Annotated in this window: 11 protein-coding genes; 8 read left to right on the top strand and 3 right to left on the bottom strand. The window is 64.1% G+C overall.

The window, feature by feature from the left end:
* Window positions 1–11 precede the first annotated feature (11 nt).
* Window positions 12–911 carry a tRNA pseudouridine(38-40) synthase TruA gene (gene truA, locus FHU29_RS10055; RefSeq protein WP_074390887.1) on the top strand — a complete coding sequence of 300 codons (900 nt, stop codon included), beginning with the start codon at window positions 12–14 and terminating at the stop codon, window positions 909–911.
* Here truA and eccE read toward each other — a convergent pair.
* Window positions 850–2,586, bottom strand: coding sequence for a type VII secretion protein EccE (eccE, locus tag FHU29_RS10050; protein ID WP_064441043.1), 1,737 nt, complete (start codon window positions 2,584–2,586; stop codon window positions 850–852). The genes truA and eccE overlap by 62 nt on opposite strands.
* Before the next feature lie 158 nt (window positions 2,587–2,744).
* Between eccE and eccB the strand changes: the two genes are divergently transcribed.
* The 5 genes from eccB to FHU29_RS10025 all read left to right on the top strand — a co-directional run bounded on the left by eccB (window position 2,745) and on the right by FHU29_RS10025 (window position 8,983).
* Window positions 2,745–4,178, top strand: a complete 1,434-nt coding sequence (eccB, locus tag FHU29_RS10045) for a type VII secretion protein EccB (protein ID WP_064441042.1) — start codon at window positions 2,745–2,747, stop codon at window positions 4,176–4,178.
* Window positions 4,179–4,316: 138 nt separating this feature from the next.
* Window positions 4,317–6,305 (top strand): CocE/NonD family hydrolase, encoded by a 1,989-nt coding sequence (locus FHU29_RS10040; RefSeq protein ID WP_064441041.1) that lies wholly within the window; start codon window positions 4,317–4,319, stop codon window positions 6,303–6,305.
* Window positions 6,306–6,400: 95 nt separating this feature from the next.
* On the top strand, window positions 6,401–6,817 hold the full coding sequence (locus FHU29_RS10035) for a DUF3151 domain-containing protein (RefSeq protein ID WP_064441040.1): 417 nt from the start codon (window positions 6,401–6,403) through the stop codon (window positions 6,815–6,817).
* Window positions 6,804–7,997, top strand: coding sequence for an FUSC family protein (locus FHU29_RS10030; protein WP_183377528.1), 1,194 nt, complete (start codon window positions 6,804–6,806; stop codon window positions 7,995–7,997). The genes FHU29_RS10035 and FHU29_RS10030 overlap by 14 nt, the downstream gene beginning before the upstream one ends.
* A 59-nt stretch (window positions 7,998–8,056) precedes the next feature.
* Window positions 8,057–8,983, top strand: a complete 927-nt coding sequence (locus tag FHU29_RS10025; RefSeq protein ID WP_064441039.1) for a cation diffusion facilitator family transporter — start codon at window positions 8,057–8,059, stop codon at window positions 8,981–8,983.
* Here the strand turns inward: FHU29_RS10025 and FHU29_RS10020 are convergent.
* Window positions 8,973–9,629 (bottom strand): hypothetical protein, encoded by a 657-nt coding sequence (locus FHU29_RS10020; protein ID WP_064441102.1) that lies wholly within the window; start codon window positions 9,627–9,629, stop codon window positions 8,973–8,975. The genes FHU29_RS10025 and FHU29_RS10020 overlap by 11 nt on opposite strands.
* A gap of 127 nt (window positions 9,630–9,756) precedes the next feature.
* Between FHU29_RS10020 and FHU29_RS10015 the strand changes: the two genes are divergently transcribed.
* Window positions 9,757–11,046, top strand: a complete 1,290-nt coding sequence (locus FHU29_RS10015) for an adenylosuccinate synthase (RefSeq protein ID WP_064441038.1) — start codon at window positions 9,757–9,759, stop codon at window positions 11,044–11,046.
* 12 nt (window positions 11,047–11,058) lie between these two features.
* A complete protein-coding gene (locus tag FHU29_RS10010; RefSeq protein ID WP_064441037.1) occupies window positions 11,059–11,976 on the top strand; it encodes a ribonuclease Z in 918 nt (305 codons plus the stop codon).
* Here FHU29_RS10010 and FHU29_RS10005 read toward each other — a convergent pair.
* A complete protein-coding gene (locus FHU29_RS10005) occupies window positions 11,939–12,970 on the bottom strand; it encodes a hypothetical protein (RefSeq protein WP_064441036.1) in 1,032 nt (343 codons plus the stop codon). The two genes, FHU29_RS10010 and FHU29_RS10005, sit on opposite strands and share 38 nt — an antisense overlap.
* Window positions 12,971–12,985: the final 15 nt, after the last annotated feature.

Below are 12,985 nucleotides of genomic sequence, written 5' to 3'. Positions count from 1 at the left end.
ACCGCATCGGCGTGACACCTGAAGAAGTTCAGGAAGAAAAGCCCGCCTCCCCAGTTGGGGATGGCGGGCTTTCCGCTGTCCGGCTGCGGCTCGATATCGCCTACGACGGAACAGGCTTCGCCGGCTGGGCGCGACAGCGCGACCAACGGACTGTGGCGGGCGTGCTCGAGGAGGCGCTGTCGCTCGTGTTGCGGACACCGATCGAACTGACATGCGCTGGCCGCACAGACGCGGGAGTCCATGCAGCCGGCCAGGTGGCGCACATGGATGTGCCGGCAACAGTTGTGCCGGAGGATCTCTCACGGCTCGTGCGCCGGTTCGCCCGGCTGCTGCCGGTAGACGTGCGGATCACCGATATTACGGTCGCCGACCCAGCCTTTGACGCGAGGTTCTCGGCGATGCGGCGCCACTACCAGTACCGCGTTAGTACTGCGCCGTACGGCGCGGAACCAGTGCGGGCGCGTGACACTCTCGCATGGCCGCGAAAACTCGACACAGAGCGCATCGGGGCCGCTGCCCGCCACCTCGTGGGGCTGCACGATTTTGCGGCGTTCTGCCGGCATCGTGAGGGCGCCACGACGGTGCGGGAGATTCAGCGCCTGGACTGGGTAACGACCGGTGACCTGCATGTCGCACATGTCAGCGCTGACGCGTTCTGCTGGTCTATGGTGCGCAGCCTGGTTGGCGCACTCCTCGCGGTGGGCGAGGGTCGCCGTGAGCCTGAGTGGATTCTGTCTCTGCTGAGCGAGCGGGCGCGCGCCAGTTCTGTCACTGTTGCTCCTGCGCACGGACTGAGCCTCGTCCGGGTTGACTATCCACCGGACAACGAACTCCGGGCGCGTTCTGAAGCTACCCGGCGTGTGCGTGAACCCGTCTCGCTCGCGGACCCTCAGATTCCGGCTGAGAACTGATTGTCCGGCCCGTATTGCCCGGACGGGTGAGGTAGTCCATCTCTTCCGGGTAGGTAACGATGCTGAGGTCGAGGTGACGGCCCCCAATCGTGACACGTAACTGACTGGCGGCGTGCCGCGACTGTTCGATGGTGACGTCTGGTTCAGACGGCGGGGCATCGACTTCGCGATCATGCGCGGTGCCGTCGACAGGCATCCCGCGAACCTCGAGGATGGTGAGGCCAGGCTGGCGCGCCGGGTGGTAATCAGGGTCGTCCACGACGAGTAGGCGGTGTGTTTCTGTCGCGGGGGCCACCCATGGCTGTTCGGCGAAGGCGATGACCCCTGGTCCTTGGGTGAGGCTCCGATTTGGAATGAGCGGTGCCCAGACGTGTGGCCGATTCGTCGCGATGCGAACGTGCGCACCAGTGGCGACGGCGCGTATGACGAGTTGCTGCGCTAGCTGGGCGCGGCCTGCGACCATGGCGTACCGGACAGAACTAGATGCGAGCGGAATTGTGATCGCACGCCCCATCTGGTCTGTACCAATGAGTTGGCCGCACCCTCCGGCCGGCATGTGGAGGCGCGGTAATTTGTCTGCCGTGAATCGCGCTTGTCCGAGGGTGCCGGACATCGCGGCGGCGTCACGCGAACCGAGCGGCAGCAGGATCTGCTGGACGAGATCGCCGTGTCCGGAAAGCGGCACGGCGTGCGCGACTGGGATCGGCGTTCGTTGCACATCTGGCGTCGACGCATGGCCAGCTATCGCCGTGACGCCGTACCGAGTTTCGGTGCAGTTGGCGTTCTCTCGCAAGCGGCGCAGCTGAAGGGTCAGAGCCGTGAGCGAGGTGGCAGGTTGCCACACTGGCAGCATCTGCTCGGGGGTGAGCCCCGGAGCGCCCAGAGCATAGATGCGATCAAATCGCGGAGCGCGCTGGCCTATGCGTTTGATGTCCGCAGCGGTCAATGGCGTGGTTCCGAAGCCTTCGGCGGCTAATTGCCGCTGTGCGCGCACCGCGGTTACCGCGAGCGCTTGACCGATCCCGGCATCGCCACCACCGCGCCGCTGGATCTCACGCCACGAATCCAGTGTGTCGAGGCGGAGCACGATCCAGGTGCGCCGGTGACTGGCGGCGGGCAGCGGTGCGATGAGACGGGCGTAATGCTGGCCGATCGGATGTTCGGTGGTGCCTTTGAGCCCATGGGTAACGACGTCGATACCGCTGAGCGCGAATCCGTACTGGTCGAGTAGCTTCGAGAAGGCTCTCATGGGCACGGCGGCCTCACCGGCGTACGAGTCACGACCGAACGCGGCGGGCACTAGTGGCGCGCTGGTGATCTCGAGGATTGCGGCATTGGAGGTGCCGCAGCAGTGTATTCCGATGGCAGTGGCGCCAGGTGCCTCAATGCCGGTGACCTGGCTGAGCGGCACGCTGAACACACGGCCGATCGGATCTGGCTCCTCGGCAAACTCCGTCGCGTGAGCAGTGAGAGGGGCAGCCGCCCAGTCGACTATGAGCCGTCCGCGCCACGTCGCAATACACAGGATTGCGAGCAGCGCCGCGCCGCTCACGATTGTGACCGGCGGCAACTGCGCGATAGTGCCTGTCACGATGGCGCAGAGCACTGCGATCTGCGCGGCGACCATGCCGCGGATGGGTAGGCGCTGAAGCACGCGCGCGATGTGAACGTCCATGTCCCCCCAATCAATGGCGGCACTCGCCCGCGCGGTCTGGACGTTGACCTGCGCGAATGGAAAAACGCCCCCCAGCGTTCTACCCTGCTACGAGTGTGCCCCGTTTGGGGGAATTATCGGGGTTCACAGGCTTGTACCGCAAGTTCAGGGGAGGAACAGTGGCGGGCCATGTGACGACGCGTACCCAAGTCAGTGGGTATCGCTTCCTGTTACGGCGTATGGAGCATGCGCTTATCCGCAAGGACGCGCGCATGCTCAGTGATCCGCTCCGATCGCAGAATCGGGCGCTGGCGGTCGGATTGGTCATCGCGATGCTCGGAATCGCTGGTGCTGGTGTCCTCGCGGTGCTGTGGCCCCAGGACAAGGTTCGGGACGCATCGATCGCGGTGGGGCGGGATTCGGGCGCAATGTTTGTGCGCGTCGACGACGTGTTCCACCCGGTGCTCAATCTCGCCTCGGCGAGGCTGATTCTCGAGGACGCAGCCGAGCCAGCGATGGTCAGTGAAGATGACCTGGCGAAGTATCCGCGTGGACCGTTGCTTGGTATACCGGGTGCCCCACAGACGTTGCGGGTAGACGCAGCCACGGGTGGTGCGTGGACGGTGTGTGATTCTTTGCCTGGAGGCGCGGCCGGGCGGCCGGAGAGCATCCGTACGGCGGTGATTGCGGGTGATCCGGTCCTCGCCGATGTACGGGCATTAGGTGACCGCGACGCCCTGCTCGTACGGCGTGACGAGCAGGACTTTCTCATTTACGACGGTGTCCGTGCGCGAGTGGACCTCTCGGATCTGGCGGTGGTGCGTGCGTACGGACTGGAGGGTGTGCAGCCGCGGTCAGTGAGCGCGGGACTGCTCAATGCGGTGCCCGAAGTGCCGCCGCTCGCCCCGCCTGTGATCGAAGGGAGCGACGAGCCTTCTGCTCACTTCAGTGGACGGAAAGTCGGCTCGGTGGTGCGCGTCAACCAGGCTGGCCGTTCCCAGCACTACGTTATCGTCCGCGATGGCGTCCAGCCGGTAGGCGAGGCGATCGCGGATCTGCTTCGATTCGCTGATTCCCTGGGTGCTGGTGAGATCCCTGTCGTGCCACCGGATGCGCTGAAGCGTGTACCGCCGCGTGAGGACCTTCCGATCGATGCGTACCCAGCGGTCGCGCCCACCGTGATCGACGCTCCTGTCGCTTGCCTGTCCTGGACGCCGGTAGATGGCAGCGCTGCGCTCAAAGTCCTCGCGGGGGCGTCGCTGCCGGTTCCGGACGGCGCTCAGTTGGTGCAGCGCGTCAGTGCGGCTCATGCTGACGAAATGCTCGCCGACGAGGTATACGTCGCACCAGGCGGTGGCCGGTTTGTGCACCCTGTAGGCACTGGCGGTGCGAAGCTGGCGCTTCCCTCTGGTACTCCGGTCTATGTCTCGGACACGGGAGTGCGATTCGGGATCCCCTCCGCTGCGGAAGCGGCAGCGCTCGGGCTCGAGTCTGATTCGGCGCCCGCCCCCGGGCCGATTCTCCGGCTCCTCACCGCGGGGCCGCCACTCGGCCGCGATGAGGCGCTCGTTGCGCATGACGGTGTTCCGGGGCCCGTGCTGCCGGACCAGTGAGTCCGGATCGGCCGATTCGTTAACCGCAATTAGAAAGTGCGTGCTATCTTTCTCTGTGATCAATGTCATTTCGAGATTGCATTGTGACCCATCTGAGAGATGGCCCGGCCGATCTGGGCCCTGAAGTAAGGCGGAGCGTTGGGGCGTTTCCTGAAATCTGCGGGCCTGTTGCTCACCGCAGCATTGTTGATTCCGATCGCGCCCGCGAACGCTCAGCAAAGCCTTCCCCCCGATGGGGGTACCGCCGGGGAGCGATGGAGTCAGGCTGTCGACTCGACGCCCCAGTATCCGTCGATCGCGGTGGAAGAAGACGTTCCGATTGTCATGAGCGACGGCGTGACTCTGCGCGCCACGGTCTACCGGCCTGCTGACGCCGCTGGGCAGCCGGTGCGCGAGCCGCTGCCAGTGGTGCTCAACCTGACTCCGTATACGCGGCTCGCGAACACCCTGGTCGACGCAATCACGGAGCATCCCGAACTGGGCCCGCTCTTGCAGGCGGTTGTGCGTGACGCCAACCTCACGGGAACACCTTTTGATGGGGTCGAGGAGATCGCGACGGTGCTTCTCGGCGGTGGACCCCGACTGCTCGGGGTCAACCGCGACCTCATCCAGAACGGGTACGCGCAGGTTGTAGTGGACGTACGAGGGACGGGCTACTCCCAGGGCGTGTGGGACGTCTTACAGGCGCGCGAGCAGCAAGACAGCGTCGAGATTCTCGACTGGATCAGCAAGCAAGCGTGGTCTGACGGCTCAGCGGCGATGGCGGGCATTTCGTACTCGGCGATCAATAGCCTGCAGGCTGCGTCACACCGGCCACCGTCACTGAAAGCGGTGTTCGCGGTCGAGCCAGCGGAGGACCTCGCCCACGACATCGTGATGACAGGCGGTGCAGGCGGTATCGGATTTATGCCGCTGTGGCTCACCCTTGTGAACACGCTGAAGTTCCTGCCCTCCCTTGATGCGCTGCTGTCCGGTGAGTTTGATCCGGGATGGCTGGCCGATCGGATGGCCGAGCCGTTCGTGATGGGTGAGGAATTTGTTGAGGGGGCCTTGTTCGCTGAGGGAGTTGCAGCTCACGACGGGCCATTCTTCTGGGGGCTCAATCCGCAGATCGAGCGTATCGATGTTCCGACCTTCGTATTCGGGGCTTATCAAGACATCTTCGCCCGTGGCCAGGTCCGCATCTATGACCGGCTGCAACTTCCGGTGGCGGAGAAGAAGCTGGTCATGGGGGAGAACTATCACGTCAATCCGGGCTGGCGCATGGGCGGGGCAGGTCAGCCTCCACGGCTCGACGTGCTGGAACGCGCGTGGTTCGACCGTTGGGTTCGAGGGGTACCGAATGGCATCGAGAACTACGGGCCCATTGTGTCGGATCAGATGGGTAGCGGATGGACAGTGTCGTCCAGTATTCCGCGGCCAGGGTCGGAATACCGGAAGCTCTACCTCGACGCCGCGCCGAGCGGTACAGCTGCGCACGCGGTGCACGACGGCTCGCTAAAAGACCAGCCGGGCGCGCCCGCCCGGCTGAGTGTTGCGCCCGGTATTGAGAACGTCTGTTCGCGTGACGCAGCGCAAGGCACCGCTGGTCTCTTTGCGATATTCGGGTCGCAATGCACGCGTGACGGCCGAACTGCGGAACGGGACGCCGTAACGTTCACGACGGCACCTGTGGCGGAAGCCACGCAGATCTCGGGTCCGATGAATCTACGGCTGGTAACGCGCCATGACATGCCCGAGGGGTTCTGGCACGTCACTGTGTCTGATGTGGCGCCCGACGGCACGTCAACGACGGTGACCAGCGGGGGCCTCCTGGCGTCACGCCGCGCGATTGACGCCGCGCGCAGCCAAACGACCCCGGATGGGGACTACATCGACGCGGTCCATCCGCTTACGCGGGAATCAGTGCTGCCCGTGACGCCCGGGGAACCGACGGTGCTGGATATCGATCTGCGGCACACCGACGCCCTGCTCAAGGCCGGGCACCGGCTTCGAGTGAGCGTCTCCGCGTCCAGCATCGTTCGTTACATACCGCTGATTCCTGATCTGGTAGCGACGGGTCTCGCGCCCCAGCACATCGAACTGGATCCCGCGGCACCGAGCTGGCTGCTGTTCACCGCCAACTGAGTTTCTGTTCGCCCACCTCCAAGCGACAACCTCCAAATCTGTCGCTGAGAGGTGGGCGAAACCAAACTCCCGCTGCCCGGCATAGCATGTGAGCCATGAGTTCATTTGGTGATCTTCTCGGCCCTCAGCCCGTCTACCTTCCTGGCGACGAGGAAGCCGAGTCACAGCTGCTGAACAAGGCTGACCCGGAGCAGGTGGCAGCCGCGCATCCCACAGCCTCAATCGCGTGGGCTGCCCTTGCTGAACGCGCCCTCGACGCGGGCGAGAACGTCACCGCGTACGCGTTCGCGCGCACCGGCTACCACCGCGGCCTTGACCAGCTTCGCCGCCATGGGTGGAAGGGATTCGGTCCGGTGCCCTGGAGCCACGAGGGCAACCAGGGTTTCCTGCGTGCGGTCGGTGCCCTGGCGCACGCGGCAAAGGCGATCGGGGAGAGCGATGAGTACGCGCGATGCCTCGATCTGCTAGAGGATTGCGACTCGCAGGCGGCAGAACAACTTGGTCTCGGTTAGAGACGCTGACCAGCTCATCCGGCGTGCCTCGACAAAGGTTGCGGCACGGCTCCCGCAACCGCTGAAGGACCCCGTCCGGCGGCTGGTGCTCAGCGCGGTCCCGATTCTGCAGTGCGCAATAGCCGCGGGGCTAGCGTGGTGGGTTGCGACAGAACTGGTCGGCAACCCGCAGCCCTTCTTCGCGCCTATCGCTGCGGTGGTCTCACTGGGTCTGACGCTTGCGACACGTGTGCGCCGCGTCTTCGAACTCCTAGCGGGGGTGGTCGTCGGCATTGGCGTTGGCGATGTCCTCGTGATGGGGATCGGCACAGGGCCGTCGCAGATCGCGCTCGTCGTCGCTATGGCGATGGCTGTCGCGGTTTTTGTGGACGGCGGCCCGATCATCACGATGCAGGCGGCGACATCCGGCGTCTTGGTCGCTACGCTGCTGCCACCTGAAGACGGTCTGGGATTCAGCCGGATGGCCGATGCCTTGGTAGGCGGCGCGGTGGGCATTCTTGTTGTCGCACTGGTGCCCACCCACCCGGTTCGCCGGGCCCGCCGTGATGCTGGGGCGCTGCTGTGGGTCGCACGGGATGTTCTACGTCAAGCGGCAGACGGTCTGGAACGGTCCGACGCGACTCTGTTGGAGAAAGCCCTGCGAGAGGCGCGGGCTACACAGCCAGGGATTGATCAGCTACGTGGCGATCTGAAGGCTGGCCGGGATATCAGCAGGTTAGCGCCGATCTATTGGGGAGCGCGAGAGCGTCACCGCCGTATCGCGGAGACCGCCGACCCGATCGACGCTGCGCTGCGCAATATCCGCGTCCTGACGAGGCGGGCGCTGACACTGGTCAAAGACGGTGAGAAGCTCAATCCGGAAGTTGTCGCGCTGGTGCGCGACCTTGGCGAGGCCACTGCGGTGGTCCGTCGAATGGTGATCGCTGATCCGGGACAGCCGCCAGACGAGGCGGAAGCAGCACGGCGACTGCGTACAGTGGCGCGCCAGGCGAGACACGAAATCGTGGCGGGTGGTGGCCTCTCCTCTGGCGTCGTTCTCGCGCAAGCACGTTCGGTCATCGTTGACCTGTTCCAGGTGTGCGGGATGAGTCGCATCTCCGCACTCGCGACTTTGCCGCCCACGGTCCCGCACCCCGCGGTTGAGCCCGATTCAGAATGGGATCCAGACCACAAAAATTGATTAACTAATGCGCATGTGTGCATACTTGGGTCGGATGTGAGGCGACCGAAGGAGGCGGTATGGGTTCCGGACACGGGCACGGACACGGGATGGGCGGCGTGACACCCGGTGAGAAGCCCACTCGTGCACGGATCAAGCGCATGCTCATTGGGCTCGTGATCCTGAGTGTTTTCCTCGTCCTCGAACTCACCGTCGGCCTCATGATCAACTCGCTTGCGCTCATTGCTGACGCGGGCCATATGCTCACCGATGTCGTAGCACTGCTGATGGGCCTCGCGGCGCTGACCCTTGCGCATCGCGGCAGTCGCAGACCCGAGCGGACCTTCGGCTGGCATCGCGCTGAGGTGCTGACCGCGATAGCGAACGCGATGCTGCTCATCGGAATCGCGGTATACATCTTCATCGAAGCGATTGGACGCATCGGCGCCGCGCCAGACGTTCCCGGCGTGCCGTTGATCCTGGTCGCCCTCGCCGGTCTCGCCGCGAACGTCGTGGTGCTGTATCTGCTGCGCAGCGGATCAAAAGAGAGCATCGCGATGAAGGGCGCCTACATGGAGGTGCTCGCAGATGCGGTGAGCAGTGTTGGTGTGCTCGTCGCCGGCGTGCTCACACTCGCGTTCGGGTGGGTGTACGCCGATGTCGTCGTGGGCGTGCTCATCTCGATCTGGATCGTGCCACGCGCTATCGCACTCGCGCGCACCGCGCTACGGATCCTGACGCAGGCATCGCCCGCGACGGTCGATGTCCCCGCACTTGAAGCCGATCTCCGGGCGATTCCAGGTGTCGAAAATGTTCACGACTTGCACGTGTGGACGCTGACGACGGGCATGGACGTAGTTACCGTGCACCTGACGACGCGTGCTGACAACCAAGCGGTACTCCGCTCAGCGAAAAGCCTTCTCAGCAGCTACGGCCTCGAACACGCGACTGTGCAGATCGACTCTCCAGGCGAAAAGGAGCACTGTGAGGAGACCGTCACGTGGTAGCCCGCACCAGGCGCAGCGGCTCGGTGTGCCGGTAGAAAGTCGAGCGCTTGACAGTGCGCGCGTGCGGGATGCCATCGCGGGTCAGTGTGAGTTCATGCGCGCCGAGCTGGATCGCGCGGCCATAGAGCCATCTGCGCGGCACCAGACGACCCCGGATCACTGACGCGCGCAAGCCAGGAAGCTCGACTGTCGGCCGGATTTCGACACCGCCCACGGGGCCGAGGAATAAGCGCTCATCATCGACGTACGCTTCGCCGAACAGTTCACCCCCAGCCGGACCAGCTACAAGTGCGCGCCCTACGACGGCGACTCCTGTGTCATCCCGGATGAGTGGCACCTCGGTCGCGTCGCCCGCGACTGCGAGGCGCGCCGCACGGTCACCAGTAGGCAGCGAGTACCGCGCGGTGGCCGCCGTTTTCTTCGGGGTGACGTATGCGACCTTGGCCTCGAGCCGTTTGCGGCGCATCAGCCGGGTGACTACAGCAGCCAGAGCCGCGTCCTCGCCGACGACAACGATTCTCTCGGCCGTGGCGATCAGTGGGTCGAGATCGCCACGTCCTGGTACGGTGTCCAGCGCATGAACATGCAGATCCGAAAGCTGCCGAGGGATTGGTGTCTCGCCGCATGCGAGGACAACGGTGGTCAACACGCACTCCTGGGATAAGGTTGACGTCTGGTTGTGTGCGAATACAGACCTTAATGCCTAGCTGGGCAGCGGCACGGAGTGAGCTAGCCTCAAGCGCAGCCAGGATGCTAACAACAGGAGTGAGGGAATGCCGGCAATCGTCCTCATCGGCGCCCAGTGGGGCGACGAAGGCAAGGGCAAAGCGACGGATCTTCTCGGTGGACGGGTCCAATGGGTCGTCCGCTATCAAGGGGGTAACAACGCAGGTCACACCGTCGTTCTACCGAACGGTGACCACTTCGCTCTGCACCTCATCCCTTCCGGAATCTTGACCCCCGGTGTCACCAACGTGATTGGCAACGGAGTGGTTGTGGATCCGGCCGTGCTGCTCGAAGAGCTGTCAGGGCTGGACAAGCGTGGCGTTGACACATCACGGCTGCTGATCTCGGCGGATGCGCACCTGCTGATGCCTTACCACGTGGCGATCGACAAGGTCACCGAGCGATTCCTCGGCAATCGAAAGATCGGCACCACTGGCCGCGGGATCGGTCCCTGCTACCAGGACAAGATCGCCCGTGTCGGCGTGCGGGCACAGGATGTACTCGACGAGAGCATCCTGCGCCGCAAGGTCGAGGCAGCCCTGGAAGTGAAGAACCAGATCCTCACGAAGATCTACAACCGCCGCGCGCTTGACCCGGACCAGGTGGTCGACGACGTGCTTGGACAAGCCGACGGCTTCAAGCATCGGATCGCGGATACGCGGCTCCTGCTTGATCAGGCCCTTAGCCGCGACGAGATTGTGTTGCTTGAGGGGTCGCAGGGCACCATGCTCGATGTCGACCACGGTACGTATCCGTTCGTCACGTCATCCAACCCCACGGCAGGTGGCGCGGCAGTGGGCTCCGGCGTTGGCCCGACCCGAATCACGACAGTGCTGGGCATTCTCAAGGCGTACACCACTCGTGTCGGGTCCGGCCCATTCCCGTCGGAGTTATTCGACGAGTTCGGTGAATACCTGGCCAAGCATGGCGGCGAAGTCGGTGTCACCACCGGCCGGGCGCGCCGCTGCGGCTGGTTTGACGCGGTGATCGCACGTTACGCGACGCGCGTCAACGGCATCACCGACTACTTCCTGACGAAGCTGGACGTCCTCTCCGGACTCGATACCGTGCCTATTTGCGTCGGGTACCACGTAGACGGCGAGCGTTGCGATGAGATGCCGATGACACAGACTGGCATCCACCATGCGAAACCGATATACGAGGAAATGCCGGGCTGGTGGGAAGATATTTCGCACGCCCGCTCCTTCGAAGATCTGCCGAAGAACGCACAGGATTACGTGCTGCGGCTTGAGGAACTTTCAGGAGCACGAATTTCGTGCATCGGTGTTGGTCCCGGTCGTGACCAGACCATCGTCCGGCGCGACATTCTCGGCTAGTCAGCATACGGAGTGTCCGCGCTTGAGCTGATCGTGCTCGGTACCGCAAGCGCGGTACCGACGCGGAAGCGCAACCACAACGGCTATTTTGTCCGATGGGGCGCACAGGGATATTTGTTTGATCCGGGTGAGGGCACGCAGCAGCAAATGTCACGTGCTGGACTGTCCGCGCACAATCTCACGCAGGTGTGTATCACGCATTTCCACGGCGACCACTGCCTGGGACTGCCCGGTGTAATTCAGCGGATCGCCCGCGACGGCGTGCCTCATCCCGTCGACGTCGCTTATCCGGCTGCGGGCGAGGAGTACTTCCAGCGGCTCCGCTGGGCCAGCGATTTTCAGCCGACTGACAGCATTACCGCTCGGCCGCTCGAAGGCCCGAGTCCAGCGCCGTTCGGCGATCCACCGATCACCGCGCTGCCGCTGCGCCACAGCATCCCGGTCTATGGCTATCGCATCGAGGAGCCGGTGAAGACGCACATGCGCGCGGATGCGCTCGCAGCGAAAGGGGTCGCAGGCCCTAGTGTGGGTGAACTCAAAGCCAAAGGCACTCTCGTTACGTCCACCGGTGAAGTACTTGCGCTCGCCGACTACAGCTACCGTGAGCGCGGGCGCTCCTTCGCCATCGTCATGGATACGGGCGTGTGCGCAGGCGCGGCCGCTCTCGCCAAGGGCGTAGACATGCTCTTAATCGAAGCAACATATCTGTCATCGGAATCTGCCCTAGCGGCGAAGTACCTTCACCTGACGGCGCGGCAGGCCGCGCGTATCGCTGCCGAGGCTGGCGTCCGGAAACTCGTGCTGACGCACTTCTCGGAACGCTACACGGCGCAGGGATTCGAGCGTTTTGCTGCCGAAGCAGCGGAGGAGTTCAGCGGTGACATCGTCATCGCTAATGACCTTGACCGGATCGGTTTTCCGGCGCGTTAGCGTTATCTGAGCGCGCATTGCGGCGTTCCCGTTCACGGTTGCCGAAGGTGGCACGTTTGATGTCATCGTCGTCCTCAGCGCTCGAACCGAGTGCCCCCGCGATGGTGCCCATCGATGCGGAGAGCCAGGAGAGCACCAAGTAATCCGTGAATTCCGCGGGCCGCTCGAGTGTCGAACCAAGGAATTCCCAGGAGATCACCGTGAACGCGGCGACGACCGTCGCCACATACAAGGAGATGTACATGAGGGTCACGCCCACCAGGATGGAGCTGATACCCGCCACGTTGTAGAGGAGCGCTTGATCCTTGTCGTGGTAGCGCGACGGCGGATCCCAGAGCCGGTTGTAGGCGACGAGCCACGTCACCATCGCCGCGATCGACATGACACTGATCAGTGACAGGCGCAGCGGACTCAGCGAGGCCGCCATTTGCCAGATGCTGGAGTAGAAGATTCCGAAGGCGGCTGTAGCCGCTGCCGCCGCCATAGCGCTCGACAAACTCGGAACGAGGCGCCACGGACGGTTGATGCGGATCATGCCGATCAAGAGACGGGTGCGGCCCAGCAGCCCCGACGAAGTTTGGAAGACCTGAGTGTCCTCGGAGGGCTCACCGGAAGCACGCAACTCGGATACCGCGCGCGCGATGGCAGCGGTGACACGGGCACGGAGCCGCACGACTCCGAGCGCCGGCAGGGACACTATCGCGGTGCGAAGTCCGGGCTGGGCGTCGACCACCAGCGGCCGTGTCCCATCGCGGCGTGGCAGTTCAGTGACCACGACAGTCAAATCCCAGTCGTGCTCACGCGCGAGGTCTGCCGCCGTTGCACTGACATCGAGCACACCATCCTCGTTGAGGGGGAGCGAACGGACTACAACTTCCATGTCGTACTCGCCGCTTTGGTGGACTTGCTCCCGTAACTCGGACGGCAGTTGCTTCGCCACACTCTGAACTAGGCGTGCTGCCAGACCCGGGTCGGCAACAATGCCTAAACGCATTCTCCTGTCAGAGGG

This window comes from Hoyosella altamirensis, from assembly GCF_014191505.1.
Classification (GTDB): domain Bacteria; phylum Actinomycetota; class Actinomycetes; order Mycobacteriales; family Mycobacteriaceae; genus Hoyosella; species Hoyosella altamirensis.
The sequence above is the reverse complement of the archived record's forward strand: the minus strand, read 5'-3'. Positions and strand labels throughout refer to the sequence as shown.

Excerpts from the sequence above, each read along its gene's own strand:
- eccE (WP_064441043.1), bottom strand. The coding sequence starts at position 2,586 with ATGGACGTTCACATCGCGCGCGTGCTTCAGCGCCTACCCATCCGCGGC.
- FHU29_RS10035 (WP_064441040.1), top strand. The coding sequence starts at position 6,401 with ATGAGTTCATTTGGTGATCTTCTCGGCCCTCAGCCCGTCTACCTTCCT.
- FHU29_RS10025 (WP_064441039.1), top strand. The coding sequence starts at position 8,057 with ATGGGTTCCGGACACGGGCACGGACACGGGATGGGCGGCGTGACACCC.
- FHU29_RS10015 (WP_064441038.1), top strand. The coding sequence starts at position 9,757 with ATGCCGGCAATCGTCCTCATCGGCGCCCAGTGGGGCGACGAAGGCAAG.
- FHU29_RS10005 (WP_064441036.1), bottom strand. The coding sequence starts at position 12,970 with ATGCGTTTAGGCATTGTTGCCGACCCGGGTCTGGCAGCACGCCTAGTT.